A 26,516-nucleotide genomic window follows, 5' to 3' on the forward strand; every position below is an offset into this window, starting at 1 on the left:
ATAAGGTAGCAGTAAGATATGGGGATTAAGCGTCAGGCATGGACAGATGATAAAAATAGTCGTGCAACTGAAACAACATCTGGGCTAAACCGTCGGCAGTTTCTACGTCGAATCGGTGTGAGTGCAGGCACAGCGGTATTAGCGAGCCAAGGTATTTCTCAAGCGCTGGCAGCCAGTCACATCGAGTCTGGCAATAACTCGCAACTGACCAAGGATGATCTGCCAACTTCGTTATTGGATAATCGCTCATTAGCACAAACGTCACAGGAATCACTGACGCAGGCAGGTTGTATCACGCCCACGATTGAGACGCGACTTTTTGCTAGCTCTAACGTTGGTGGTAGTGATGAGCGTAATCAGTTGGCATTAGATCGTGTGGCTTGTGCTGGGTTTAAAGTAGAGAATCCTGCTATTACCAATCGTCAGTATTTACGCTTTGCGGGAACGGACTCACAGCGTGCTAGCGATTTTCAAAATCTTGCCACTGGAGCAATAGCCACGCCCAAGCTTCTGTTAGGTGTGCGCGGTGGTTACGGTGCCATGCGTATATTGTCTATGGTGGACTGGGCGACGCTAGGACGGGTTATGAAGGAGCGCGGCACGATACTCGCAGGCTTTAGTGATGTGACAGCTATCCAATGTGCGCTATTGGCAAAAGGGTCAATGAGCTCGCTTGCCGCACCGATGCTCTATAGTGAGTTTGGCAAAACTGCGCCTGATAAAGTCAGCTGTCAGCAGTTTGTTGAAGTGCTGACCAATCCCAATCTAACTATCAGTATACAAGATGCTTCGTTAACCAGTCAGCAGCTACCTGCCATACTGACAAAGGGTGAGCCAAAACTGTTAACTGGTACGATTTGGGGTGGTAACTTAAGTGTCGTATCAGCGATGGCAGGTAGTGAGTATTTACCGCGTATCGATGGCGGTATTGTGTTTTTAGAAGATGTCGGCGAGCAGGCGTATCGTATTGAGCGCATGTTATATGACTTATATCTCGCAGGCGTCTTTAAAAATCAGCAAGCGATTGTATTTGGAGCATTGTCTGGTACGGGCGAGGACAGCTATGACAAACGTTATGATGTCGCCACAGTCATTCGTCAGCTGCATGAATTGACAGGATTGCCGATATATAGTGGTATGCCTTTTGGTCATATCGGCAAAAAATACAGTTTTCCGCTAGGAGTAACTTGCCAGATGAGTCCTGATGTAAATGGTGGCTATCAGTTGGTATTTACCGACTACCCAACCATTAAGGCTGATGCCATCCAAGTGGAAGGCTTGTGGCAGACTGCTTAAACGCTAATCACTGTCCTTTTTAAATAGCCAACCGCGAAAACTTATCTTGATACTCTTTTGGTGTCAGCTCTGTCGCACGTTTAAATAGACGCGTGAATGAAGAGATATCATCATAACCTACTTGATCGGCAAGCGATTTTATTGATACATCGCCTAATTCAAGTAAGCGTTTGGCTTGTTCAATTCTGACGGCCTGAATATATTCAATCGGTCGCATTGCTACGCAGGACTGAAAGCGCCTGTTTAAAGTGCGCGGGGTAATATTTACCATAGCGGCTAAACTACTGACCTGCAAAGAATGTTGAAAGTTCTCTTCGATATATTCTTGGACTTGTTTAATCAAATGGTCGGAATGCGGCTTGTGCAGGGTCACATTGGTATAGCTGTTTTGACTACCTCTTTTGCTATCAATAATTTGGGTTTTTGCCACTTGCGTAGAGATCTCACGTCCGCAGTAGCGCTCAATCAATAATAGCCCTAAATCATAAAAGGCGCTGCCGCCAGCTGCACAAAATATATTGCCCGACTGGTTTGTCGACTCGCTTCTTGAATGGGTCACAAACTGATTCTCTTGTAGGTCCACTAATGGAAAATCTGCCTTAAATTTATTGGCATAGCCCCAGTGTGTGGTGGCTATCTTATGATCTAACAATCCTGCCTTTGCCAAAAAAAATGCTCCGCTACAATTGCTTGCTATATCAGCCTTGGTATTCGCAAGCCGTACTAAATGTGGCAGCAGCTCACTATTTTGCTTTAATACCTTATCAATAGAATCGCCAATAGTGGGCACAAGCAATAAATCGCACTCTGTTACGTCTCGAATATCACAGTGGGCTTGCATGATTAACCGATTGCTACACCTGATATCGCCACCACCTAAGCTTGCAATCTGTACATTAAATCGTGGCTCTACAGACTCATTCGAGAAGCGCTGCCAGCTGACCCCCGTGAATGAAAACAAGTCCAATGCGCCAGATAGTACACTACCGAGCACACCATCGAAGCCAAGAATAATCATTTTAAAAGGTTTGAAATAGGGCATAAGTCACTCGTTTCCTTTGCTGTGCTTACCAAAATAGCCATTATTTGGCTGATTTTAACCGGTTAGACACTCTGTTTATGTCTTGTTTGACCATAATTATGTCATAAATGACAATACGGACAGGTATCAAATTAGACTAATATCAATTGATAACCACATTTAATTAGTTAATGAGAATACTATGGCCGCAGATACCCTCCTAAACGATTTCGAATTACCTTTCCAGTTGTATGATGTACTAGGCACAGAATCACTCACCGAGCACGCAAAGTTCTCAGAACATAGCCGTGAGACATTTGATGCTGTGCTAGAGACGGCAAACAAGATTGCGACAGATTTATTTTTACCGCACAACCATATCGCAGATAAGAACGAGCCGCAGTTCGATGGTAAAAAAGTCAGCATGATAAACGATGTAAAAGTCGCTTTTGATGCGTTCCGTGATTCTGGCTTTATCGCAGGTCGTTATAGCTTCGAAGACGGCGGCATGCAGTTACCTGAGACAGTGATGACAGCTGTGGCAGGCTACTTTATGGCAGCCAATCCATCAACGACTGCCTATCCATTTCTGACCACTGCGGCAATCAACGTCATCTCGCATTTTGCTAGTGATGATATCAAAGCAGCCTTTATGCCGCGTATGCTGACAGGTGAATTCACCGGCACCATGGCATTGACTGAGCCGCATGCAGGTTCGTCGCTTGCCGATATCAAAACCATCGCTGTAAAACAGGATGATGGCTCGTACCGCGTTAAAGGCAGCAAGATTTATATCTCAGCAGGTGATCATGAGTTGTCTGACAATATCGTGCATTTGGTATTGGCCAAAGTGCCAGGTGGTCCAGGCGGCGTCAAAGGTATCTCTTTATTTGCCGTGCCTAAGTATCGCTTGAACGATGACTTGTCTGTTGGCGAGCGCAACGATGTACATCTGACTGGACTGATTCATAAGCTTGGTTATAGAGGTGCAACTTCTACGGCATTGAGCTTCGGTGATGAAGGTGATTGTCATGGTTATTTAATTGGCGAAGAGCATTTTGGCTTGCGTTATATGTTCAAAATGATGAATGAGGCACGTATCGCTGTCGGTTTTGGCGCTTCTATGATTGGTTATCGTGGCTATCAGTATTCGCTAGATTATGCCAAAAACCGTACACAAGGTCGCATTGCGCCAAACAATAAGCCTGAAGACGATGCAACGGCCATTATTCAGCATGGTGATGTAAAGCGAATGCTATTGGCACAAAAAGCTTACTCTGAAGGCGGCATCTCATTGTGCTTATATGGCTCAAACCTAATTGACCGTATCAATACCTGTGAAGACGAAACGCTAAAAAATGAGCTAACCGAACTATTAGATTTGCTAACGCCAGTGCTAAAAGCATGGCCATCTGAGTATGGTCCAAAAGCCAATGATTTGGGTATTCAAGTATTGGGCGGCGCAGGCTATACGCGCGAATATCAAGCTGAGCAGTTTTGGCGTGACAATCGTCTAAATCCTATCCATGAAGGCACAAATGGTGTGCAGGCGCTAGATTTGTCATTCCGCAAGTTATGGCAAAAAGGTGGGTTAGGCATTCAAATCCTAAAACGTGAAATTACACAAGATTTGGAAAGCATCACTACGCCTGAGAGTGCGCAACTTGCAGGCAAGCTGATGCCTTATATGGGTCAGTTGCATGAAGTGCTCGTGCATTTGGGCAAAGTGTTGCAGACAGAAGAAGCGCTGACATTGACTGGTAATGCTCAAGCACTAATGAATATTTTTGCCTCAATTGTACTGAGCTGGATTTGGATTCGCCAAGCCAGTAAAGCTGAGCAGCTACTAAGTACGACGCAAGATGTCGAGCAGCAAAACTTCTACAAAGGCAAGATACAAGCGGCCAAATACTTCATCGATTGGGAACTACCATTAGTTAAACGCGACATCGAATTATTAACCAACACCAACTCGGTTTGCACTGATATGCAAGCGGACTGGTTCTAAGGACAACTCTAAGGAAAGAGACATGACAACGATAAACAAACAATGGCGCCTAAAAGCAAGACCAGTAGGCGAGCCAAGCGCTGAAACTTGGAATTATACCGAGACAGAAATACCGACGATTACCGATGGTCAGCTGCTGATTAAGGTTGAATACATCTCTATCGATCCGGCGATGCGTGGTTGGTTGAACGATGCCAAATCTTATATCGCGCCAGTACAAATTGGTGAAGTTATGCGCGCCGGTACTGTGGGTGAAGTGATTGAAAGTAAGCATGAAAAATTTGCAGTAGGTGACTATGTCGCAGGTCACGACGGCGTACAGTCGTATGCGGTCAGTGATGGCACAGGTCTACATAAAGTTGATCCAAGTCTAGCGCCGCTGTCTTACTACTTAGGCGTACTCGGTATGCCGGGTATGACAGGGTATTTTGGTCTGCTAAAAACGGGTCAGCCAAAAGCAGGCGAGACGGTAGTGGTATCAGGAGCTGCTGGTGCCGTTGGTAGCTTGGTCGGTCAAATTGCTAAAATTAAAGGTTGCCGTGTCGTTGGTATTGCAGGCGGTGCTGAGAAATGCAAGTTCTTGGTCGATGAGCTTGGGTTTGATGCGACGATTGATTACAAAAACGAAGATGTGAAAAAAGCCCTAAAGAAAACCTGTCCAGACGGCGTCGATGTGTACTTTGACAACGTAGGCGGTGATATCTTAAATGACGTGCTTACCCAGATTAATCTACATGCGCGTATCGTTATTTGCGGGGCTATCAGCCAATATAACAACACCACAGCAGTAAAAGGCCCATCGAACTATTTATCATTATTGGTCAATCGTGCTCGCATGGAAGGCATCGTGGTGTTCGATAATATCAAAGAATACCCAATCGCAATGAAAGAGATTGCTGGCTGGATTCAGTCAGGTGATATGAAAGTAAAAGACCATATCGTTGAAGGTATCGAGACGTTCCCTGATACTTTGATGATGCTCTTTAATGGTGAAAATTTTGGCAAACTAGTACTTAAGGTAGAGGGATAGATCATGACACTGAATACAAATGGAATTGCATCAGATGTAGCTGGCAAACGAATTTTGATCACGGGCGGTGCATCAGGCATCGGTGCAGCAAGTGCGTTGTTGCTAGCCAGTCGCGGCGCAAAAGTCGTCATTGGTGATATGGCAGAAGAGATGGGTGAAGCGGTTGCCAAGCAAGGCCAAGATGCTGGCAACAGTATCGTCTTTAAAAAAGTAGACGTGACCAGTGGTGATGAAGTGCGTGCGTTGTTTGACTTTGCAGTAGAAACGCTTGGTGGCCTAGATGTTGTGGTGAATAACGCTGGTATCGACCACAAGCCTTCACCAATGCATGAGCTAAGCGATGATGATTTTGATCGTAATATCGCCGTGAATTTAAAAGGTGTGTGGCACTGTATGCGTGCTGCGGTCAATTGTATGCTGCCTAATGGCGGTGGTCATGTGATCAACGTCGCATCTATTGCTGGTCTGCGTTCAGCACCTATGATTTCAGCCTACAGTGCGGCTAAACATGGCGTTATGGGTCTGACCAAATCTGCTGCCCATGAGTATGCTCGTGCCAATATCCGTTTTAACGCGGTATGCCCAAGCTTCATTGATACGCCAATGGTACGCAATACCATGGCAACGATGGATGAACGTACGCAGCAAGCAACGATTAAGGCTAGTCCACTGCGCCGCCTAGGAAACGTCAGTGAAATCTCTAGTGCGATTGCGTGGCTTGCCAGCGATGAAAGCAGCTTTATGAATGGTCATGCCTTCACCTTAGATGGTGGTATGCTAGCGTAACTGTGATCGTTGAGCGCTCTTTGTTTAGTTCATTAGTGCTCGATAATCGCTGTTAGTTATGACAGCGATTATCTGCGTTTAGCAACATAGTGACAGCGTTCAAGAATGAATGTTTGAGAATATAAAGTTTATAAAAATATAAGGAATAATGATGAAAGATTTATTTGATTTAACCGGTAAGGTTGCTCTAGTAACTGGTGCTAGCCGTGGTATTGGTGAGTCTATTGCTCGTTTATTGGCATCAAGAGGCGCACATGTGATTGTCTCAAGCCGCAAAATCGATGCTTGCCAAGCAGTCGCTGATAGCATCAAAGCTGACGGTCATAAGGCCAGTGCTTTTGCTTGTCATGTAGGAGATATGGAACAAATTGACGCAATTTTTGAGCATATCAAAAGTGAATTTGGTCAAATCGATATCTTGGTCAATAACGCAGCAGCCAACCCTTACTATGGCCATATCTTAGATACAGATTTAGCCGCTTTTGATAAAACGGTTGAAGTTAATATCCGTGGTTACTTCTTTATGTCGACGGCTGCTGGCAAAATGATGAAAGAGCAGGGTGGCGGTGTCATCTTGAATACCGCATCGGTCAATGGCTTAGTAGCAGGCGATAAGCAAGGTATCTACTCAATTACTAAAGCGGCAGTCATCAGCATGACCAAAGCATTTGCTAAAGAATGTGGTCCACTTAATATCCGTGTTAATGCTCTATTGCCAGGTTTGACGGATACTAAGTTTGCCTCTGCATTGACTACTAACGATAAAGTCTTAAAAATGGCGCTACACTCGATTCCGCTAGGACGTGTGGCTGAGCCTGATGAAATGGCTGGTACCGTATTGTATCTAGTATCTGATGCCTCAAGTTATACGACAGGCGCGACTATCGTTGTCGATGGTGGTATGCTGGCTTAATTAGACAATCTATAAGACATAGGTTAGATAAGAAAGTAATTGTTTAAAACTGCATGAGATTCAAGAACCGCATGAGATAAATTTTCATGCGGTTTTTTTGATTTGGTTTTGCACTATCGAATAAACTGCTAATTTTAAATGAGTTCAGCTGTATAGTGGCATAATAAATATGCTAATAGCTACTTGGACGATATAGGAGTTAAGCATGGATTCAGTTATCAAAAATAGAATAAAAACGATTTCTCAAAATACAACATGGCTGTTTGTGCCAGCGACTCGCATTGATAGAGTAGCGAAAGCATTTGCTAGTGGTGCAGATGCGGTTATTGTCGATTTAGAGGATGCTGTTGCGCCAGAAGATAAAGCGTCCGCACGCGAAGCATTACAGCAATATCACGACAGTGCAGGTTATCAGCCGATTTGGCTACGTATTAATAAGGCTGGTAGCGAAGAATTCTTTAAAGACATAGTGCTCTGTCAGAAAACGCCTAATTTGGCTGGCGTGTTATTGGCCAAAGCTGAGCAAGTAGATGATATAGAAAGCGTACATCAGCTTACCAATTTACCTGTGATTGCATTGATTGAGAGTGCGATGGGGTTGTATCAAATCGATAGTATAGCAAAAGCAGTCGGCTTGGCTGCGTTTAGTTATGGGTTTTTAGATCTGTGCAACGATTTGCAAGTACAAGTAGGAACACCTGCTGCTGATATCATTGCCAATCAAATCCGCTATCAACTAATCCTGACGTCAAAATTGCACCAATTATCGCCGCCCATCGATACTATTTATCCTGATTTCAATAATGAAGTTGGGCTGAATGACCGAGTACAGCTATGGTCACAAATGGGCATGTCAGGAATGCTGTGTATTCATCCCAAACAAGTGGCAGTTGTCCAACAAGCATTGCAACCAACAAATGAGACTTTGTTATTTGCACAGCGTGTGGTCGAGGAGTACGAGCGGAGCGGCCAGGCAGTATTTAAAGTAGATGGAGAGATGGTCGATGCTCCAGTGATTGAACGTTGTCGTCAACTGTTGGCAAAGTAGCAGACCAATCCATATTTAGTTAAATATAGGCAGTCGGTTCAATATAATTCAGATACTAGGGCGTGTCCTCAATTCAATCTATAGTTATCTAAATGGGTTAAAAATGGCTAAATCTTGCCAAATGGCGTCAAATAGCTGACTAATATCTCGATATTATCTGCGCTATTTTCCTTGTTTGACTGCGATTTATCTCATTTTTATCACCATTTTTAAAATGAGGACACGCCCTAGAAAGCCAAGTGAAAGTATTACAAGCAGTATACTAAGCGAGACTGACACCGTACCTAATTTATAGAGGGTTGACTATATAATGCTTTATCACAAACCATATCCATTCACATTCGATAAAAGCAAACTATGATTTTCATTAACAACAATATTAGCCTCAACGATAATGAGATAGAGATCAGCGCCATACGAGCGCAAGGCGCAGGTGGGCAGAATGTCAACAAAGTATCTTCTGCCATTCACCTGCGTTTTGATATTAACAACTCAAGTCTGAGTGATGAATACAAGCAGCGATTGCTAAATAGCAAAGATAGCCGAATAACAAAGGAAGGCGTGCTAATTATCAAGGCGCAGCAGTTTCGAACCCAAGAGCGCAATAAAATAGATGCGCTTGAGCGTTTGCAAGGCTTTATCACCAAAGCCACTTACGTCAATAAAACCAGAAAGCCCACCAAACCAAGCAGAAATGCCAAACGTAAACGGGTAGATAAAAAGACCCAGCGCGGTAAGACAAAGGCTTTGCGCGGTAAAGTAGATTTTTAGAGAGTTTGTGATAGTAGGTTTTGTCGTTGAAAGGTTTTACGAGAGGAAAGGTTAGAGAACAAAAACCGTAGTAGGTTATGGCAACTTTTGAATTTAGAATGGTATAGGCGATTAACTATCACCTATACCATTATTCTGTATTAACGACTTATTTAGAATGCACCATTAAGTCCAATGAATAGGCTGGTTGAGTCGTCGTCATTACCTTGTGAATGTGTGACACCAGCGTTGGCATTCAATAGGCCAAAGCTTCTAGATAGGCCAAGTGTCATAGCAACGTTATCATCATCAGTTTCGACCATAGGCGTTTCAAAGCTGATATTTGGTAGAGTATTCAAACGTGCGGTTACCGCTTCGCGATTGTCACTTAGCTGCTTTTGGTAATGAATGTCACCAAATAAGTTGAGGTTGTTCATCAAGCTATGATTAGCCTTAAGACCAAGCTTGCCATATGTCGTAGAGTATTTCTGCTCATCGAACTGCATGGCAATGCCAGACAGCTCTTTTTCTTTGAGTCCGTCAATTTTTACGCGGCTCGCTGTTGCACCGATATAAGGCGTGACGGCAATATTGCTCACTTGCATCGGATAGCCTGCCTGCAAGTTGGCATAAAAGCGTTTGCCATCAGCATTTGACTTAAACTGTTGTTGGTTACTACCAAGTGTGACAGCACGTGTGACATCGACATCCATGTTGCCAAATCCTGCAGCACCATTAATCTGTAAACCGCCAAACTTGTTGCTATGATAGACACCAAAACCAACTTCTCCCAGATCAATATCACTCAAACCTGTGCCAACGTCTGAGTTTTCAAAGTCTTTTTGGGTGATATTGCCATACAAGCCTGTCACTGCATTTGCTGAGTTAGGATGAGCAAAATCTACACCCAGCAATACTTGAGTATTATTATCACCATCAAACCCTGCAATTTCTTGATTAGCCACTTCACCGATGGCCCATAGTGTACGGGCAGGTTTTTGCTCACTGCTTTGAATTTGGTTGACGTGTGACTGTAAGCGCTCATTGGTTGCAAGTCCCGTTGTCGTTGCAATATGTGGCAGTACACCGATTAAGCTAGGCGCTGTGACTACAGCATTTGCATAGTCAGCAATCAGTTGATGGGTAGCGCCTGTTGGATGTATGCCATCAGCGAAAAAGTAGGTTTCGTTGGCATTTGCTTCTACAAGAGTATCAGGTCCACAAGTTAGAGAGCTATTGTTGTCACCGCAAGCTTCATCGGTGACATTAGTGAAACCATACTGAGCAGGCGACGCAATGATCTCCTGAGTTAAGCTAAACATATCTAGCGGTATGATATTAGCCCCAGTACCCGCCACGCCGCTGAGCATAAATTGATTGTATAGACTAGTAGCACCAGTGCTTTGCGCTTGAATAGTTTGATTTGGAATGTTAGCAATAACATCAGCACTTTCACCATCTTCAATAGCTTTTTTGACAGCTGCATCGGCAGCTGCCTGTGCTGCGATAATTCTTGGAGTTAAACCAATATCAGGAATATTGGGTACTAAAATATATTTGGCGCCTTTATCTTTTAGTGCATTAATCGTTTTGGTTTGGCTAGCTACTGCTCCAAGTATGGTAGCTTGGGCATTGTTAGTAGGGTCCGCTGCTGCAAGCAAGTCGTTTGCCCCTGCCCATACCACATATAATCCATTAGAATCTACTATGTTATTGGCGAGATAACTATTTACTTGACTGTTGGTAGATGCAACGTCAACAGTGATTGCACTAGTTGAACTAGTAGGAAAAACTTGTACTGTGTTATCGCCTGCTCTTGCACCACCAATAGCATAGTTATTGCTATTTTGAGGACTACCTAAAGTATTAGCAACGGCAGTGGTACCCAGTTGTTTAGCGAATGATGTTGCCCATGTATTATCAGGATTGGTAGTGAACTGACCTGATTCTGCAAGTCCATAAATATCTTGAGTTATGGGACTAAAATATCCACCATCGGTCAGGCTATCACCGAAAAAGGTGACACTGTCATAAGCATTTGCGTGAGAAATACCAGCGATAGATAGGCTGATAGCAAGCATGCTTTTAGTAAAATTTTTGAGAGTGGTATGGCTAATTTTAGAACGTGAAGTATTACGAGGCATAGCGACTTCCTTGTCATCAATGTAATAGTTTGTCAACCGAGTGTAACCACTTTTTAAAAAGCTAGCAATCGTTTTGATTGCAAAACTGCAAGGATATTGCCTTGTATGAGTAAGTTTTTAGAGTATGCTGCTGCGGTATCAAGTATTAAAAAACCATACTATCTCGCTCACATAATATTTTGTTCCCTTCTATATAATTATGCTGTAAGCAACTGATTTTTATTGAAAAGTATAAGGCTTATCTATCGATATTGCTTGTTTAACCTAAGCAACTGCCCAATCATAAATAGTATCAAAGCAGCACTCCACAATAAGATAATTAGGTCGGATGAGCATATAGATGTCTACTGCCAGCAATAGCAAAGTATAGCTAGCAGTATCAATACTATGGAAACTGAAATTAAGCTTGTTTTTGTGGACGCAATAATAAGGCAAGCCCAAGCGCTACAAAAGCGGCGATACCAGATATCATATAACTGATACTAAAGTCTCCAGTGATTTCTGCAAGATAGCCTGCGGCCACTGGCCCAAGAGCTTGCCCACCTGAAAAAGCAAAAGTCAGTGCCGCAAGTGCACTCGCTGCTGCCGCAGGCCCGAAATAATCGCCTGCAGAAGCTGCCATAATGACAGGCACACTCCAAACCACTAGGCCAAACAGGATAATTGATAAATACAGTCCTAAATGCCAATCAGTGAGTCCGACCAACAGATAAGCGATGGCAAGGAAGAAAAAAGCCAACGCTAGACCAAGGCGTCTACCAATATGGTCAGAAATCCAGCCAAACAACATCCCTGAAAACATGCTAAGCAGTCCAATCCATGCCCAAACACCACCAGCAGTCGCTTCACTCAGTTGATACGAGCCAACCATACTGGTGACGATAAAGGTGACGTAAACCATATAAGTAGCGCCATAAATGGCAAAGATGACACCTAAATGTACGAGTAGCTTAATATTGTTACGTTCTAGCTTCTTCTTATTTTTAACAGGCAAGATAGGTGCGCGCCCAAAAGGGCTTTGGCTGACATCATCTGGATGATTGCGAATCAAAGTGAAAGTAAGCCAAGCTACCGCAATATTAATCACGGCAAAAATCAGCCAACCTGTCTGCCAAGACAGTAGAGTAGAGATAGGTAAGAGTTTGGGTACGACAAAGCCCGATAAAATGATACCAAATCCAGGACCCGCCATGACCAGTCCTAAAGCAAGCCCGCGGTGTGAAGGAAAAAACCAATGCGACATGACGCTCATCATCGGTAAGACCACGCCGCCGCTACCGATACCTGTCAGTACATAGAGTGCGCAAAGTATTGGAAAGCTAGTGGTAAAAGCCATACCAAACATAGAGACAGCAATGAGGAGGAGGCTTGCCGTCGCAGTCGTTCGAGTACCCAACCGAGGTAGAATAAAAGGGCTTAGAAGCACTGCAACCAGATATCCTATCAGGTTGGTGAATCCCAAGATTCCGCTTTGAGTATAATTTAATCCTAAAGAAGATGACATGGATGGCAGTAACATGCCAAATGCGAATCGTCCTAACCCAAGTCCGCAGAACATTGCTATAGAACCTGTCGCAGCAACGATCCAAGCATAATGTAACCTGCCTAGCTTAAGAGGAGCGGTACTACCCTGATTTCCTTGATCTGGATTGTCTTGTTGAGTCATTCCATCAGGCATCACGAATCTCCAACAAGTTGAAAATTCGCAATATATATCGTCACTAAATTTAAATTGTAGGTAATGACTTCCTTGTTTTGAATAGTATCCATTTCACACTCATCCTTTTGTGCTCAATCCCTATCAGTCCTTTATTAAATACACTTATAGCCTAAGTATACTTATGTCCAATAAAATTAGTATAACCGCACCTGAACGTTCGTTCAATCGGTGTCTAAGAAATCCTTGAAATGATTTGTAGGCTATATCGTTGTATTCACACATAAAGAAAATGCCAGCCCATTTATATGGCTGGCATTCTGCTTGTTATTTTCTGACGGTTACTTACTGTCTGCTGTTTTTTGGATACTATCTAATATCAGTTTATTAGCTAGCCAAGTCGCTTACTCAACTCAGGAAAGCGCTTGATCATAAATAGCATTAAGAGTAATGCCACAACTGCGATAGCCGCACCTGTGTATCCTACGCTAGATAGTGAAAGATGCGTCACGGCATAACCACCGAATAGTGCACCCGTACCAATCCCCAAATTAATAATACCTGAAAACATCGACATCAGCATGTCTTGCGCATTGACATCGACCATGATGACTTTGGCTTGCATCGAGATAATCAGTAGCATGAGTGCCGTGCCCCAAAGCAAGGCGATAAAGCTGAGCGCCCATACAGAGGCCACTGCTAGCAATAGTGCAAGCATAGACACGAGCATCAGTATGGTCGATATCAGCATCAATCTGGTATTGAACCGATCACCCCACCGACTGAAAATAACACTGCCTACAATTCCAGCTGCACCGAATAATAACAGTACAAAAGTCGCAGCGTTTTCACTGATATTACCGACTTGGCGCATGAATGGTTCTATATAAGAATAAGCTGTGTAGTGCGCTGTAAAGACCAATAAGATAAGCAGGTATAGACAGACCAATAAAGGGTTTTTAAGGAGTTCTGGAATCTTTCTAAAAGACCCTTCAAACATACTAGGTAGCGTTGGTAAGAGTCTCGCTTGTAGAATAAATACAATTAAGGCGATGACGCCAATACCGCCAAATGTAGCCCGCCAGCCGAACCATTGCCCAATTAAGCGTCCTAGCGGCACACCCAGTACCATTGCTAACGACGTACCCGTCGCCAGTACGCTAAGCGCCATGGCTTTTTTGCCTTCAGGTGCGACGCGTATCGCGATAGCAGCTGTGATCGACCAAAATATCGCATGCGATAAAGCAATCCCAACTCGGCTAATGAGCAGCACATTAAAGCTCCACGCAAATACGGACAGCACATGACTGGCAATGAATACGGCAAAAAGACCCAAGAGTAAACGTTTGCGCTCAAATCGACTGGTTAATAGCATTAGTGGCAATGACATCGCTGCGACAATCCAAGCATAGAGTGTCAACATCCAGCCGGTCTCTGCCGTCGTAATAGAGAAGTCTTGGGCAATGTCGCTCAACAGCGCCACCGGGACAAATTCTGTGGTGTTCATAATAAAGGCACTAACGCCCATCAAAAATACTTGAAAATACTGAGTTCGGCGAGCGTTTGAGCTGGCCTCAAGGTTATGTGTCATAAAATCCAATACAGATGCGAATACTACGTGTGATAGGTCAAAGTGGGGTAGGCTTAATTAGAATACAAGGGTTGCGCGGCAAGATAGCAAACTCACGTTGATCTTAAAAGGTGTTTTTTGATAAGGATTGTTAATTGGACGTTTATTGAGGATACTTGAGTAATATGAAACTGTCGCTAATTATACTTAATGCGTTGGGATACTTGCTAACGACTAAACTACAATTCATTTAAAAAGAAGCGACACCAGTTGTCGTAGAAAGTTTTAAACAGCTTTATTTTTATGTGAGCTTATACTATAGTTATTAGGTCAGGCAAAATGATATGAGATAAAAACCAGTTAACCCTCGGGGCGCAATGCTTCACTTCTTAACTGAGTTTTTAAATGCTATCTTAGCGAAGTCTTTCTAGTAGTGTTATTTACGTTTAATCCTAAACTTCTGCGTCTGTACAAATTATACAAACCATCATTATTAATAAACAAAAAAAACTAAACAGAAAAAATGCTCGTTTGCGTTGCAAAAATATAAGCAATGCAACAGCGAAAAACTGTGGCTAAAAAGTCTATCAGAATTAAAAACTACCACCTTACCAAGTCGATTAATTTACTTAACTTTATAGATAATGACGTCATTTAAACAATGGCGAATAGGCTCGGCTGGCTTGAAATCGGCACTCAGAATATAACAACAACGAAAAACTGCAGCGAAAAAACCAAAATCAAAATAATAAGGATATAACGATGACTAAATTAGCGTATCAGTTTGAACAAAAACGGTTAGACAATATGCAATGGTCGGATGGCTCAAAGCTATCTGGTATAACGGCATTAACAAATGATGAGAAAGGCCGAGTACGAAAACAGCCATTGTTTTACCTCGAAACGGTTTCTATAGACAGTTATGAAGATGATATTTATTTCGTGAACAATACTAATGAGACGCTTAGTTGGGTAGCGCCATTTAAACCCTATCGAAACATAACTGAAGCACGAGCAAAGCTAGGCGATGTCAGTGATGAAAACTTACGTAAAGTGACCCTCTATAGTGATGACATGGATCGTTTATACACGAACGTACTGCCCAATCAGGGGGTGCGGATTGGTAGTACTCATATCATGTATGACAGTGATGCGATGATGCAGTGGTTCATACATGTGCCCTATAAAGGGCCAGATACTCCTTATGCGATTTGGCAATTTAATGTAGTGGAAAAAGGCGGAATTCGCGGAATTTATCCACTGCTGTGGGATGATTTTAGTCAACCCTCGCACATGGTGAGTTGTGATTGTCTGTTTGAGCAAGCTGATATGCCGATAGAGGTCAGTATTTATGAAGAGCGCTGTGCAATGCTTGACAGGCTTATCGGTTCATTTGGGGTGTCCAATGCCATATTCATATTGGCAATCAATGATGTGCTCTATCGTTATGGCGTGGGCTGGAGCGCGCCCTATAGCGAGTCGGATATACAAGCGCAAGACATTGCGATGAAACTAACAGAACAAAAGCCAGAAAATGCGGAAGCGGTGAAAGCCATTGTCCAAGCAGTTTATGACTTTTGGTTTAATGAAGGTTTTGCAAAAAATATTTCAATGCAGGCTTGTGAGGAGATTTTGAGCTTGTATCAAGCGCAGGTTGCTAGCCAAAAACCAGTTTGATTTATAAAACAAATTATCAAGAAGAAACCTAAGTAATAATTAAAAAAGGAGAACCTTATGATGTTTCCTATTGAAAACAATGATACGCTTTTATTGTTTTTTCATGGTCTTGATTCAAGCAATGAGACCAGTAAATATACGTGTATCACGCGTGAGCCAAAATACTGTCAAACGGTTAATTATCGAGACAATTTTGCAGAAATATTTGAGATTTACGATGCATTGATTCGCGATAAAATCGCACAGTACCCGCGAGTGGTGTTGGCAGGGCATTCGCTTGGTGGTTGGTTTGCCAATCATTTTGCCCATAAATATAACTTGCGCGCGCTATTGATTGCGCCTTGTATCTATCCAAATGAGGTATTGGCTGACCGTATCCCAGTAGTGGCTGATATGAAGCTGTCTTTTCCCACGACCAATACCGAGATGGTGAGGGTGATGGTAGAAGTCGATGATGAAAGTCTTGATGTGGCAGTGGCTAGACGAACCTTGGTAAATCTACCTGATAGCTGGGACGTCGATTATTTTGCAGGTGGTCATCACCGTATCGCTCGTAGTAGTGATATCTGGTATCACGTAACTCATCTGTGCGAAGATGCCGTCGTTTGGATGGATGAGGCAACATATCATGGTGAGGACTGATAGCAAGGATAGTCAAAAAACTGTCGCGACTGACGGATAAATAGACCGCTAAAAATAATTGATTGACATTAAAGACGATCGGTCATAATATTTGTGCATGACGATTACTAAGCCAAAAGCCCGTCGAGGGCGTCCACCTAATGTTGAACGAGAGTTTACGGATACCCGTGAAGCTCTTTTGAGATCTGGGATGGAGATGCTGACAGAGCAAGGCTTTGCGACCACTGGTATCGATGCGATACTCAAACGCATCAATGTGCCTAAAGGCTCTTTCTACAATTATTTCAAAAACAAAGAAGCGTTTGGACAGGAAGTGTTGCGGCAGTACGCGTTGTATTTTGCTCGCAAGCTAGACCATTGTTTTTTAAACGAGCAAGTATCTCCCATGCAGCGTATCCGTGACTTCGTTGAAGATGCAAAGTCAGGAATGATTAAGCATGAATTTCGACGCGGCTGTTTGGTAGGTAACTTGGGTCAAGAGATTGTCGTGTTGCCTGAGAGTTTTCGTTGTGAGTTAGAAAACATACTGCTTGATTGGCAAAAGCGTTTAGCGGCTTGCTTACGGCTTGCAGTACAACAAGGGCAAGTACATCCTAATAGTGATTGTGATGAGCTTGCTGCTTTCTTTTGGATCGGTTGGGAAGGTGCGGTTCTGCGTGCTAAGTTAACGCAAGATGTCAGTCCATTAGATACTTTTTTCCGAGGTTTTGTAGCAGGAATACAGAAGTAATTTTTTTATCTATATTTTTAGACGACCGGTCTAAATTATTTTTTACTCATTTATAGACGATTGGTCTAAATAGGAGCTACTATGTTTAAAGCAATATTAATTGAAAAAAATGATGATGTTTATCAGTCTAATCTGACTGAGATACAGGACGCGCAATTGCCAGAAGGGGATGTCACGGTCCGTGTGGCATATAGCACACTCAACTATAAAGATGGATTGGCTATTACGGGTCGTAGCCCTGTGGTACGCACATTTCCCATGGTTCCAGGTATTGATTTAGCAGGAACTGTAGAAACAAGCAGCCATCCCCGCTATACAGCTGGTGACAAGGTGTTGTTAAATGGGTGGAGTGTGGGTGAGAAGTATTGGGGCGGTCTATCACAAAAAGCACGATTAAACGGTGACTGGCTTATCCCGCTCCCTGAGTCGATGACTGAACGTCAGGCGATGTCAATTGGCACAGCAGGATACACAGCGATGCTTTGTCTAATCGCATTGGAGCGTCATGGACTGACACCAGAGCGTGGCGAAGTATTGGTGACGGGTGCTAATGGCGGTGTTGGTAGCTTTGCCATCGCACTTTTAGCAAACCAAGGTTACTCTGTCACAGCCTCTACGGGACGTCTAGAAGAAGCGGAATACTTAAAAAGCCTCGGTGCAACGACGATCATTGACCGAGCTGAATTAAGTAGTCCGGGACGCGCACTTGGTAAAGAGAAATGGGCCGCTGCAATCGATTCTGTTGGTAGTCATACGCTGGCCAATGTCTGTGCCACTACCTGTGAAGATGGTATCGTCGCTACCTGTGGATTGGCTCAAGGCATGGATTTCCCTGCTACTGTCGCGCCATTTATTTTACGCGGTGTCAGTTTGCTTGGTATCAATAGTGTGACACGACCTTATGATGAGCGTGTAGAAGCGTGGCAACGTTTGAGTAAAAGTTTGGATATGACACAATTGGATGCAATCACTAGAGAGATTGGACTAAGCGAAGTCATTCCGACAGCAAGCGAGTTGTTGGATGGTAAGGTTCGTGGTCGAATAGTCGTTGATGTCAATCGTTAAGCGTTAATTTCTAATACTTCAACACTAATGTTTCGATGTTAAGCCTTTTTTTAATACATGAATAAATGATGCATAGAAACGTCTAAGATTGAATGCGCAAAATGAAAAAGAATTATTCACAAACGGTCACAAATATCGGTATTTATTTTTTGTCATCTGATGTGCTATCATCGTTGAACGAACTATCGTGGGTTTAACAGTTTTGTTATTGCCGACCATGACAATAGTCTAATGGCGGCGTGACAAACCTTGCAACTTCCAGCACGATATAAAACAACTCTGGTAAAGCGCATGAGCCTGTACTCCGACAACCTCATTTGTGCCTGATTTTTTGCCTATTTGGGCGTATATCATACTTTTTCGTCGGAGTTACAGGAGTCTAAGGTGTTCAATATCATGAGCCACATTGCTAACCCATCTAAATATACCCGTCGTTATCACCCACGCCATTCTCTAGCGCAATATATTATCAATCAAATAGAGTCGCTTGAGCTGCGCCCGCAAGATATCGTCAAGCAAATGGGCTATCCTCTTAAATATACCATACCTGCCTATGACCGCCTGCGCCATGTACTGTCGAGCAAATTCCTTGGGCTTGATGGTAGCTATATGGACAAACACTTTACCGCTGATGAGTTTTTGGCAAAACTGTTTGCCGTACTTGAGATACCGTATCAGCCATTCGCAGAAGATATTGCTCAAATTAAATATGACTTGGCAAATTACTCTAATACGCTACCCAGATATAGCTTACGAGCGGAAGTAGATTCCACATTTACGAGTGCTGATAACTGGATGTCTCGTGGCGCGGCTTCACGTTTTGCGCAAGTACATCTGCCTAGCGGTTTTGCCAAACTAGACGATGCTACGCGCGAATCAGTGATTCAAGACAGCATCTGCGAGCATTATCAGCAGTATGAGGGCAGTTTGCCATACGACGGTATCATCAAAGGCTATCGACTGACTATTGAACAAAATAACCATGTGGTCGACCATGCAAAGTATGGATTGCCAAAATCTAGCAGTATCTAAAAAGCTTTAAGTGTATAAGCAGCACGAGCTGTTAATTACATTGATTGAATAATCACATTGACCGAAAAAAATATAAAAAAGCCTCACTTTATCGTGGGGCTTTTTGGTTTTTTAATTATGGTTCGTGTGCTAAGTGCTAAGTGCTGAAGCACAAGGGTTGTCATATAAGTAGCATACTAAGCCTCAGGTTTAGAGATAGCGCGCCACAAAATAGTGAATAGTGCATCAAACTCTGCATTTATCGGTGTTTCTGTTTGACGAATGGTATGCATCAGTCCAAGACGACTGATAAACCCCATAAACACATCGAACAGTATGTGCAGTGGGACAGTGTCATTGAGCACCCCACGATTTTGCCCATCTTCTAATACCGCTAAAAACGCGCCAATTAACTCTTTGTTTTCATAGATTGCGATATTACGTATCCGCGAGGCTGAGACAGAAGATAGCACCATCACCGCATCTGGATGCGCATCGACAAAATCAAAGCAGACCCACAGCGTCTTGCGTAGACGATCTTGTACGCTATCAATCCCTTGCAGATGATCCATAATCCGAGCCGCTAATCTGCCGAGCACAATATCCATAATGGTATAAAACAGCGTCTGCTTATCTCCAAAATACTTGTAGAGTGTTTGCAAAGAGACGTTTGCAGACTTTGCAATCTGCGCCATCGTCACCTCGTTAGCGTCAAATCCTGCAAAGACTTTGCGAACGGCCTGTTCAATTTTATCCAAAGTTGCGGGCCGCATATCGGATAGGGGTGCTAGCGATCGAGTTTGCATGAGGCTATCTGACTGACTAAAGGTTTTCATATTTATTGCTTCTTAAAGTATTGGTTATTTGATACGTCCTACCAGTTAAATGATTTACTCGATAATTTAACATGATTAAATTAATAAGTAATATAAATTACCATTTTTATTTAATTGATTGCGAAGTGGTTTTTCGTAGCCTAGTATAAGACTCATATATTAACAAATACAAAGAATTTATAGGATATCTATAACGGTAATACAAATTACCATAATTTACAAAATGGCTTAGATATGGTCAGTTCAATATAATTTCGATACAAGGAAACCGAGTGCAAGTTATACATTAGTATGCTTAGCGAGGATGACGATGTAGCGGACTTATATAGACTTGACTATATAGTTGTTATTCACTCCACCTTGTCAAGGATAGACATCATGAGTATTGAAAAACTTACCCCAAACTGGATGACCGAAGAGCATCAGATGGTGTATGACAGCGCCTTAAAAATGTTTCAATCTTGGGACCCCAAAGACGAGCAGTGGCGCAAAAACGGCATGATCGATCGTGATGCATGGGAAGAGGCGGGCGACATGGGTTTTCTATGTGCAGCGATACCAAGCAAGTATGGTGGCGGCGGCGGCGATTTCGGTCATGAAGCGGCACTTATCTACGCTCAGACAGAGGCCAATCAATCAGGATTTGGCGGTATGGTGCATTCAGGTATTGTCGCGCCTTATATTTTAGACCACGGTACTGAAGAACAAAAACAAGCGTGGCTACCCAAAATGGCAACGGGCGAATATATCGGCGCTATCGCCATGACCGAGCCTGGTACTGGCTCCGACCTACAAAACATCAAAACCTATGCGGTAAAAGATGGTGATGACTACATTATCAATGGTTCTAAGACTTTTATCACCAATGGTCAGCATGCCAATCTGATTTTATTAGCATGCAAAACAGACCGTGAAAAAGGCGCACAAGGCGTCTCACTTATCATCGTAGAAACGGACAAAGTAGAAGGGTTTGAGCGTGGACGCAATCTCGATAAAATTGGTTTGACGTCGCAGGATACCTCAGAGTTGTTCTTTAGCAATGTACGTGTGCCACAAACCAACCTGTTGGGTACGGTAGAAGGTATGGGCTTTATACAAATGATGCAGGAGTTGCCGCGTGAGCGTTTAATCATTGCGCTATCCGGGGTTGGCTCGATGAAGCTTGCTATCAACTTAACGCTAGACTACGTAAAAGGGCGCAAAGCCTTTGGCAAACCTATTTGGAAGTTTCAAAATACCCGCTTTAAGATGGCGGAATGCTATGCCGATTATCTCGCTGCCAGTACCATGTGTGATGCGGCAGTCGATGCGATGCTTGAGGGTAAATTATCAGTACCGCATGCCTCATTAATCAAATACTGGGTTACCGAAAAACAGTGCGAAGTCATCGACGAATGCGTGCAGCTATTTGGTGGCTATGGCTATATGACAGAATACCCTATCGCCCGTTTATATGCCGATGCCCGCGTGCAAAAAATCTATGGCGGCACCAATGAAATTATGAAAGAGCTGGCGTCACGCTTTATATAGATGCTTATATTATAAGACTACAATAACTATTGTTTATTTAAAAAATAAAAAAAGGATTTTTTATGACTGAGACTGCTTATATTTATGATGCTATCCGCACGCCTCGGGGCAAAGGAAAAAAGGACGGCTCCTTGTATCAAGCGTCACCAATTTGGCTGACACGCACCTTATTACAGGAGATGCAACAGCGCCACAACTTGGATACCAGTTTGGTAGATGATGTGGTACTTGGCTGCGTAACACCGGTGGGTGAGCAAGGCTCTGATATTGCCCGTATCGCTGTGATTGATGCTGGTTGGGCACAAAATGTGGCAGGTCTTACCTTGTCGCGCTTTTGTGCCTCTGGTTTAGAATCTATCAATTTAGCGGCGGCCAAAGTCATGTCAGGTATGGAAGACATGGTGGTGGCAGGCGGTGTGGAGTCTATGAGCCGTGTGCCGATGGGATCTGATGGTGGTGCTTGGTACATGGATCCACGGGTCAATGAAGCCACGCATTTCGTACCGCAAGGCGTGGGCGCGGATACCATCGCGACGCTCAAAGGCTTTAGTCGTAGTGATGTCGATGCCTTTGCCACCGAGTCGCATCGCCGCGCGGCACAGGCTTGGGAGAACGGCTATTACGACAAATCGGTTGTCCCTGTTACCGATATCAATGGCATGATGCTGTTAGATAAAGATGAAACTATCCGATCTAATACCAATGTCGAGACCTTAGCGGGTCTTAAACCTTCCTTTATCATGCCGGGAAAAATGGGCTTTGATAGCGTTATCTTGGACAGATATACCACGATAGAAACCGTGAGTCATGTGCATCATGCGGGTAACTCTTCAGGCATCGTTGATGGGGCAGCTATCTGTTTGGTTGGCAGCGCGGCGGCTGGTCAAAAAGCAGGGTTAAAACCACGCGCCAAGATCACAATGGCCTCAGTCATTGGCTCAGAGCCTGCCATTATGCTCACAGGTCCAACGCCAGCTTGCCAAAAAGCCCTTGATAAAGCGGGCATGCAGGCCTCTGATATAGACCTTTGGGAAATTAACGAAGCCTTCGCTGCTGTGCCGATGAATACTGCTGATGATTTTGGCATCTCGCTTGATATCGTCAATGTCAATGGTGGTGCAATCGCTATGGGTCATCCGCTTGGGGCAACTGGCGCGATGCTCATGACGACTGTTCTTGATGAGCTAGAACGACGCGACCTACAGACCGCTATGATTACGCTATGTGTGGGCGGTGGCATGGGTATTGCCACCATTATTGAGCGCGTTTAACTTTTTTCTAAAATAGACTGAAACCAATTAGACTAAAACGCAATATACAAAGAATCATTTAAGGGATAAAAATGATGACAAATAACCAGGCAGCTAACCAAACAGCAGATAGCGTAACAGCCATTAATGAATTAGAAAACTTCTCTGCCCAGCATGATGACGACGGTATCGTCACCGTCACGATTGACCAAAGCAAACGCAAAATGAATGTCATCGGTGATGGCTTTACGGAGACATTCGCCACGATAGTCGATAGTTTCATCAATGATGATTCAGCTACAGGCTTGATACTCACATCGGCTAAAGAAACCTTCGTGGTTGGCGCAGATATTGATCAATTGAACCAGATAAAGACAGCCGAGCAAGCGTTTGCATTGACCGAAGAACTAAAAGGGAGTTTGCGCAAGCTTGAGACCTCAGGCAAGCCTATCGTCGCTGCTATGACAGGAACTGCATTAGGCGGCGGTTTAGAGCTCGCGCTAGCATGTCATTATCGTATTGCGATTGACACACCCAAGACCAAGCTTGGTTTGCCTGAGGTGAAACTGGGCTTATTACCTGGCGGCGGTGGTACTCAGCGCTTACCAAGGTTAGTCGGTATTCAAGCAGCACTGGAGCTGATGACGCAAGGCAAAGAACTTCGCGCTGCTGCTGCAAAAGACATCGGACTTATTGATGCGACTGCTACTGATCAAGCAGATATGCTGAAGCAAGCAAAAGACTGGATTCAAAATAATCCAAGTGCGCAGCAGCCATGGGATAAGAAAGGCTTTAAAATTCCTGGCGGCGATAGCAAGCATCCAAAGGTAGTTCCTATATTCTCTATCGCCCCAGCCATGGCTAATCAGAAATCACATGGTAACTATCCTGCGATCACCCATATTATGTCTTGTGTGTTTGAAGGATGCCTAGTGGATATCGATACAGGGCTTGAGATCGAGTCGCGTTATTTTGCCGCTTGCGTACGGTCCACTGAATCTAGAAACATGATCAACACCTTATGGACGCAGCTGAATAGCATCAAAAAAGGTCAGTCTCGTCCTCAAGGATTTGAACGCACAACCACTAAAAAAGTCGGTATCTTGGGCGCTGGCATGATGGGCGCTGGCATTGCTTATGTCACTGCCAAAGCAGGTATAGATGTCGTGCTATTGGACACAGAGATTGCTAATGCTGAAAAAGGCAAAGCGTACTCTGCTAATATTTTGGATAAAGCCATCAGCCGAAAGCACGCTACCGAAGAGAAAAAACAAGCTCTACTAGAACGTATCACGCCAACAGTCTCTTACGATGATTTAGCAGATTGTGATCTTATTATTGAAGCAGTATTTGAAAACCGAGAAATTAAAGCCAAATGTACCCAGCAAAGTGAAGCAGTGATTTCAAACACGGCCGTCTATGCTTCTAATACCTCAACGTTACCCATTACAGGACTGGCAAAAGCCAGTACGCGACCAAACCAGTTTATCGGTCTTCATTTTTTCTCGCCAGTAGACAAGATGCCACTCGTTGAGATTATCATGGGCGAGCAAACTGATGATGCAACATTGGCCAAAGCTTTCGACTATGTTGTGCAAATAGGTAAAACGCCTATCGTCGTCAATGACAGTCACGGATTTTATACCTCGCGGGTATTTGGCACCTATGTATCAGAGGGTATCGCGATGCTAGGAGAGGGTGTGCATCCGCGTAGCATCGAAGTTGCCGGTATGAAAACAGGTATGCCGATGCCGCCCTTAGCATTGCAAGATGAAGTGTCGTTAAGCCTAGCATTGCATGTCAGCGAACAGCAGCAAGCGGATATGGCAGCCGAAGGTAAGCCAATCGTAGTGCGTCCTTCTTATGACATACTAAAAACATTGGTTAATGAGCATGGGCGCGAAGGTAAGAAAAATGGCAAAGGATTCTATGACTATCCAACAGAGGGTGATAAACATCTATGGCCTGATCTGATAAATTTATATCCGCCAAAGTCAGAGCAACCATCGCAGCAAGATTTGGTGGATCGCTTGATGTTTATTCAAGCCAATGAATCTGCTAAGTGCTATGAGGAAAATGTTGTGCGCTCAGTTGCCGACACCAATATAGGGTCTATCTTTGGTTGGGGGTTCGCCCCGCAGCATGGTGGTACGCTACAATTTATCAATGCAATGGGCGTGAGTGCGTTTGTTGAGCGTAGCCGTGAGCTGGCCGCGAAATATGGTGAGCGTTTTGAGCCTGCTCAAATCTTGTTAGACATGGCAGTCAAAGGCGAGACGTTCTCCGATGACTGATGCGCATTTATCAAATCATGATCAAATGGCGGACTGTCTACGAGGGTTACGAGTGGTCGATCTGACTCGTAATCTACCAGGACCTTTTGCCACGCGCTTGCTTACGGACTTGGGCGCAGACGTCCTTAAAATCGAACCCAAACAAGGTGATCCTGCTCGGGTATTTGGTGAATTATTCGCAGCTCTAAACCACGGTAAGACGACCGAAAAATATGATTTTCATGATCCCAAAGAGATTGAAGCTATAAAAGCACATCTTAAAGAAGCTGATGTGATGCTAGATAGCTTTCGCCCAGGTGTCTTGGCAGAAATGGGGCTAGATGCTAAGACCTTGCATGCCATCAATCCAAAGCTAGTAATAGTGTCAATCACTGGCTATGGCGTAGCAGGCAATTACACAAAAGAAGGTGCTTATTTAGAAGATGCTGATTCAAAAAACAGCTCTCAAGTGAATCATGACTGGGCCAATAAGGCAGGTCATGATATCAATTTTATGGCTATGAGCGGTGTACTAGATCAACTAAGGACAGCGCAGGGTGAGCAGGCCATGCCCAATATTCAGTTTGCGGATTTGGCAGGTGGTAGTGATACAGCAGTGATAGCACTGTTGGCTGCCGTATTTGCCGCGCAGCGTACGGGCAGGGGACGACACATTGCTATTAGCATGACGCACAGTTTGTACAATCATATGGTCATGCCAAAGGTCACAGGCAAACTGATTAATAGCCTTTCAGGAAATGGCTTAAACGACACTCTACTGCCGCAGCATGACTTTTTAGGCGGTGCATTGCCATGCTATCGATTGTACCAAACCGCTGACCAGCGCCATATGGCGGTTGGTTCCTTGGAGCTTAAGTTTTGGCAAGGGCTATGTGAGGTATTGGAGCTACCGTCGCTTAAAGAAATACACTGGCAACTTGGTATCATGCCCAATAGACCTGAGAGTGAAGCCGCGACCAACACAATTGCGAAAAAATTCGCCAGTCAAACGCTTGAGCATTGGCAACGTGTATTTTCAGCAAAAGATGTCTGTGTGACCCCTGTACTGAGTTTGCATGAAGCCAAAGCTCACCCTTTATTTGCACATCAAGATGAGCATCATTCAACGTCAGGATGGCAGCAAGTGAATTAATAATTAGTATGTAATAGCTCTGGAGAAAAGAGAAGAAGATATTGAGCCGCTGCTGGCTAGTATCTTTTCTTAGTCTTTATTATTCTAACTGTCTGTATAAACCAGAGTGATTGAACTTGTATATTT

21 protein-coding genes are annotated in these 26,516 nt (G+C 43.8%); 16 read left to right on the plus strand and 5 right to left on the minus strand.

All coding sequences use genetic code 11. From position 1 onward, the window contains the following. Positions 1–18 precede the first annotated feature (18 nt). Positions 19–1,296 (plus strand): LD-carboxypeptidase, encoded by a 1,278-nt coding sequence (locus CXF62_RS08905; RefSeq protein ID WP_102093988.1) that lies wholly within the window; start codon positions 19–21, stop codon positions 1,294–1,296. Between the two features lie 19 nt (positions 1,297–1,315). On the opposite strand, the gene CXF62_RS08910 is transcribed toward CXF62_RS08905, so the two are convergent. Next, a complete protein-coding gene (locus CXF62_RS08910; protein WP_101205632.1) occupies positions 1,316–2,338 on the minus strand; it encodes a GlxA family transcriptional regulator in 1,023 nt (340 codons plus the stop codon). A gap of 181 nt (positions 2,339–2,519) precedes the next feature. Between CXF62_RS08910 and CXF62_RS08915 the strand changes: the two genes are divergently transcribed. From CXF62_RS08915 to arfB, 6 genes are all read left to right on the plus strand, one after another. Then, positions 2,520–4,325, plus strand: coding sequence for an acyl-CoA dehydrogenase family protein (locus CXF62_RS08915; RefSeq protein WP_102093990.1), 1,806 nt, complete (start codon positions 2,520–2,522; stop codon positions 4,323–4,325). A 22-nt stretch (positions 4,326–4,347) separates the two neighbouring features. Then, positions 4,348–5,355 (plus strand): NADP-dependent oxidoreductase, encoded by a 1,008-nt coding sequence (locus CXF62_RS08920; protein ID WP_102093991.1) that lies wholly within the window; start codon positions 4,348–4,350, stop codon positions 5,353–5,355. Between the two features lie 3 nt (positions 5,356–5,358). Continuing rightward, positions 5,359–6,141 carry an SDR family NAD(P)-dependent oxidoreductase gene (locus CXF62_RS08925; RefSeq protein WP_057760664.1) on the plus strand — a complete coding sequence of 261 codons (783 nt, stop codon included), beginning with the start codon at positions 5,359–5,361 and terminating at the stop codon, positions 6,139–6,141. Between the two features lie 148 nt (positions 6,142–6,289). After that, positions 6,290–7,054 (plus strand): SDR family oxidoreductase, encoded by a 765-nt coding sequence (locus CXF62_RS08930; protein ID WP_197707707.1) that lies wholly within the window; start codon positions 6,290–6,292, stop codon positions 7,052–7,054. Positions 7,055–7,259: 205 nt separating this feature from the next. Beyond that, positions 7,260–8,102 (plus strand): HpcH/HpaI aldolase/citrate lyase family protein, encoded by an 843-nt coding sequence (locus tag CXF62_RS08935; RefSeq protein ID WP_102093993.1) that lies wholly within the window; start codon positions 7,260–7,262, stop codon positions 8,100–8,102. Between the two features lie 357 nt (positions 8,103–8,459). Beyond that, positions 8,460–8,873 (plus strand): alternative ribosome rescue aminoacyl-tRNA hydrolase ArfB, encoded by a 414-nt coding sequence (arfB, locus tag CXF62_RS08940; protein ID WP_102093994.1) that lies wholly within the window; start codon positions 8,460–8,462, stop codon positions 8,871–8,873. A 152-nt stretch (positions 8,874–9,025) separates the two neighbouring features. On the opposite strand, the gene CXF62_RS08945 is transcribed toward arfB, so the two are convergent. From CXF62_RS08945 to CXF62_RS08955, 3 genes are all read right to left on the minus strand, one after another. Then, positions 9,026–10,996, minus strand: coding sequence for an autotransporter domain-containing protein (locus CXF62_RS08945; protein WP_102093996.1), 1,971 nt, complete (start codon positions 10,994–10,996; stop codon positions 9,026–9,028). A 400-nt stretch (positions 10,997–11,396) separates the two neighbouring features. Continuing rightward, entirely contained in the window at positions 11,397–12,674 is a 1,278-nt protein-coding gene (locus CXF62_RS08950; protein ID WP_102093998.1) for a YbfB/YjiJ family MFS transporter, read from the minus strand. A gap of 370 nt (positions 12,675–13,044) precedes the next feature. Continuing rightward, positions 13,045–14,244 (minus strand): sugar transporter, encoded by a 1,200-nt coding sequence (locus CXF62_RS08955; protein ID WP_102094000.1) that lies wholly within the window; start codon positions 14,242–14,244, stop codon positions 13,045–13,047. Between the two features lie 741 nt (positions 14,245–14,985). On the opposite strand from CXF62_RS08955, the gene CXF62_RS08960 reads away from it, so the two are divergent. The 5 genes from CXF62_RS08960 (at position 14,986) to CXF62_RS08980 (ending at position 19,369) form a co-directional block, all read left to right on the plus strand. Beyond that, the gene (locus tag CXF62_RS08960) at positions 14,986–15,900 is read left to right on the plus strand and encodes a hypothetical protein (protein ID WP_102094001.1); all 915 of its coding nucleotides are present in this window, start codon (positions 14,986–14,988) and stop codon (positions 15,898–15,900) included. Positions 15,901–15,957: 57 nt separating this feature from the next. Next, positions 15,958–16,542, plus strand: coding sequence for an alpha/beta hydrolase (locus CXF62_RS08965; RefSeq protein WP_102094003.1), 585 nt, complete (start codon positions 15,958–15,960; stop codon positions 16,540–16,542). 97 nt (positions 16,543–16,639) lie between these two features. Continuing rightward, positions 16,640–17,272: an acrylate utilization transcriptional regulator AcuR gene (locus CXF62_RS08970; RefSeq protein ID WP_102094004.1), complete on the plus strand. Its 633-nt coding sequence runs from the start codon at positions 16,640–16,642 to the stop codon at positions 17,270–17,272. Positions 17,273–17,353: 81 nt separating this feature from the next. Then, on the plus strand, positions 17,354–18,337 hold the full coding sequence (locus tag CXF62_RS08975; protein WP_102094006.1) for an acrylyl-CoA reductase (NADPH): 984 nt from the start codon (positions 17,354–17,356) through the stop codon (positions 18,335–18,337). 396 nt (positions 18,338–18,733) lie between these two features. Beyond that, the gene (locus tag CXF62_RS08980) at positions 18,734–19,369 is read left to right on the plus strand and encodes a hypothetical protein (protein WP_102094007.1); all 636 of its coding nucleotides are present in this window, start codon (positions 18,734–18,736) and stop codon (positions 19,367–19,369) included. A 176-nt stretch (positions 19,370–19,545) separates the two neighbouring features. Here the strand turns inward: CXF62_RS08980 and CXF62_RS08985 are convergent, their stop codons facing one another. Beyond that, on the minus strand, positions 19,546–20,184 hold the full coding sequence (locus CXF62_RS08985; RefSeq protein WP_102094009.1) for a TetR/AcrR family transcriptional regulator: 639 nt from the start codon (positions 20,182–20,184) through the stop codon (positions 19,546–19,548). Between the two features lie 378 nt (positions 20,185–20,562). On the opposite strand from CXF62_RS08985, the gene CXF62_RS08990 reads away from it, so the two are divergent. The 4 genes from CXF62_RS08990 to CXF62_RS09005 all read left to right on the plus strand — a co-directional run bounded on the left by CXF62_RS08990 (position 20,563) and on the right by CXF62_RS09005 (position 26,390). Further along, a complete protein-coding gene (locus CXF62_RS08990; RefSeq protein WP_102094010.1) occupies positions 20,563–21,714 on the plus strand; it encodes an acyl-CoA dehydrogenase family protein in 1,152 nt (383 codons plus the stop codon). 62 nt (positions 21,715–21,776) lie between these two features. Next, a complete protein-coding gene (locus CXF62_RS08995) occupies positions 21,777–22,985 on the plus strand; it encodes an acetyl-CoA C-acetyltransferase (RefSeq protein ID WP_102094012.1) in 1,209 nt (402 codons plus the stop codon). Between the two features lie 71 nt (positions 22,986–23,056). After that, positions 23,057–25,258 carry a 3-hydroxyacyl-CoA dehydrogenase NAD-binding domain-containing protein gene (locus CXF62_RS09000; protein ID WP_228153207.1) on the plus strand — a complete coding sequence of 734 codons (2,202 nt, stop codon included), beginning with the start codon at positions 23,057–23,059 and terminating at the stop codon, positions 25,256–25,258. Next, a complete protein-coding gene (locus CXF62_RS09005; protein WP_102094014.1) occupies positions 25,251–26,390 on the plus strand; it encodes a CaiB/BaiF CoA transferase family protein in 1,140 nt (379 codons plus the stop codon). Before CXF62_RS09000 ends, CXF62_RS09005 begins: the two co-directional genes overlap by 8 nt. Positions 26,391–26,516: the final 126 nt, after the last annotated feature.

It is taken from the genome of Psychrobacter sp. MES7-P7E, from assembly GCF_002863645.1.
GTDB lineage: Bacteria > Pseudomonadota > Gammaproteobacteria > Pseudomonadales > Moraxellaceae > Psychrobacter.

What these genes read in the sequence shown, in the direction of transcription:
- CXF62_RS08925 (WP_057760664.1), top strand. Translation starts at nt 5,359, where the DNA reads ATGACACTGAATACAAATGGAATTGCATCAGATGTAGCTGGCAAACGA.
- CXF62_RS09000 (WP_228153207.1), top strand. Translation starts at nt 23,057, where the DNA reads ATGATGACAAATAACCAGGCAGCTAACCAAACAGCAGATAGCGTAACA.
- CXF62_RS08915 (WP_102093990.1), top strand. Translation starts at nt 2,520, where the DNA reads ATGGCCGCAGATACCCTCCTAAACGATTTCGAATTACCTTTCCAGTTG.
- CXF62_RS08945 (WP_102093996.1), bottom strand. Translation starts at nt 10,996, where the DNA reads ATGCCTCGTAATACTTCACGTTCTAAAATTAGCCATACCACTCTCAAA.
- CXF62_RS08960 (WP_102094001.1), top strand. Translation starts at nt 14,986, where the DNA reads ATGACTAAATTAGCGTATCAGTTTGAACAAAAACGGTTAGACAATATG.
- CXF62_RS08930 (WP_197707707.1), top strand. Translation starts at nt 6,290, where the DNA reads ATGATGAAAGATTTATTTGATTTAACCGGTAAGGTTGCTCTAGTAACT.
- CXF62_RS08920 (WP_102093991.1), top strand. Translation starts at nt 4,348, where the DNA reads ATGACAACGATAAACAAACAATGGCGCCTAAAAGCAAGACCAGTAGGC.
- CXF62_RS09005 (WP_102094014.1), top strand. Translation starts at nt 25,251, where the DNA reads ATGACTGATGCGCATTTATCAAATCATGATCAAATGGCGGACTGTCTA.
- CXF62_RS08910 (WP_101205632.1), bottom strand. Translation starts at nt 2,338, where the DNA reads ATGCCCTATTTCAAACCTTTTAAAATGATTATTCTTGGCTTCGATGGT.
- CXF62_RS08995 (WP_102094012.1), top strand. Translation starts at nt 21,777, where the DNA reads ATGACTGAGACTGCTTATATTTATGATGCTATCCGCACGCCTCGGGGC.
- CXF62_RS08950 (WP_102093998.1), bottom strand. Translation starts at nt 12,674, where the DNA reads ATGCCTGATGGAATGACTCAACAAGACAATCCAGATCAAGGAAATCAG.
- CXF62_RS08980 (WP_102094007.1), top strand. Translation starts at nt 18,734, where the DNA reads ATGAGCCACATTGCTAACCCATCTAAATATACCCGTCGTTATCACCCA.
- CXF62_RS08985 (WP_102094009.1), bottom strand. Translation starts at nt 20,184, where the DNA reads ATGAAAACCTTTAGTCAGTCAGATAGCCTCATGCAAACTCGATCGCTA.
- CXF62_RS08975 (WP_102094006.1), top strand. Translation starts at nt 17,354, where the DNA reads ATGTTTAAAGCAATATTAATTGAAAAAAATGATGATGTTTATCAGTCT.
- CXF62_RS08990 (WP_102094010.1), top strand. Translation starts at nt 20,563, where the DNA reads ATGAGTATTGAAAAACTTACCCCAAACTGGATGACCGAAGAGCATCAG.
- CXF62_RS08935 (WP_102093993.1), top strand. Translation starts at nt 7,260, where the DNA reads ATGGATTCAGTTATCAAAAATAGAATAAAAACGATTTCTCAAAATACA.
- arfB (WP_102093994.1), top strand. Translation starts at nt 8,460, where the DNA reads ATGATTTTCATTAACAACAATATTAGCCTCAACGATAATGAGATAGAG.
- CXF62_RS08970 (WP_102094004.1), top strand. Translation starts at nt 16,640, where the DNA reads ATGACGATTACTAAGCCAAAAGCCCGTCGAGGGCGTCCACCTAATGTT.
- CXF62_RS08965 (WP_102094003.1), top strand. Translation starts at nt 15,958, where the DNA reads ATGATGTTTCCTATTGAAAACAATGATACGCTTTTATTGTTTTTTCAT.
- CXF62_RS08905 (WP_102093988.1), top strand. Translation starts at nt 19, where the DNA reads ATGGGGATTAAGCGTCAGGCATGGACAGATGATAAAAATAGTCGTGCA.
- CXF62_RS08955 (WP_102094000.1), bottom strand. Translation starts at nt 14,244, where the DNA reads ATGACACATAACCTTGAGGCCAGCTCAAACGCTCGCCGAACTCAGTAT.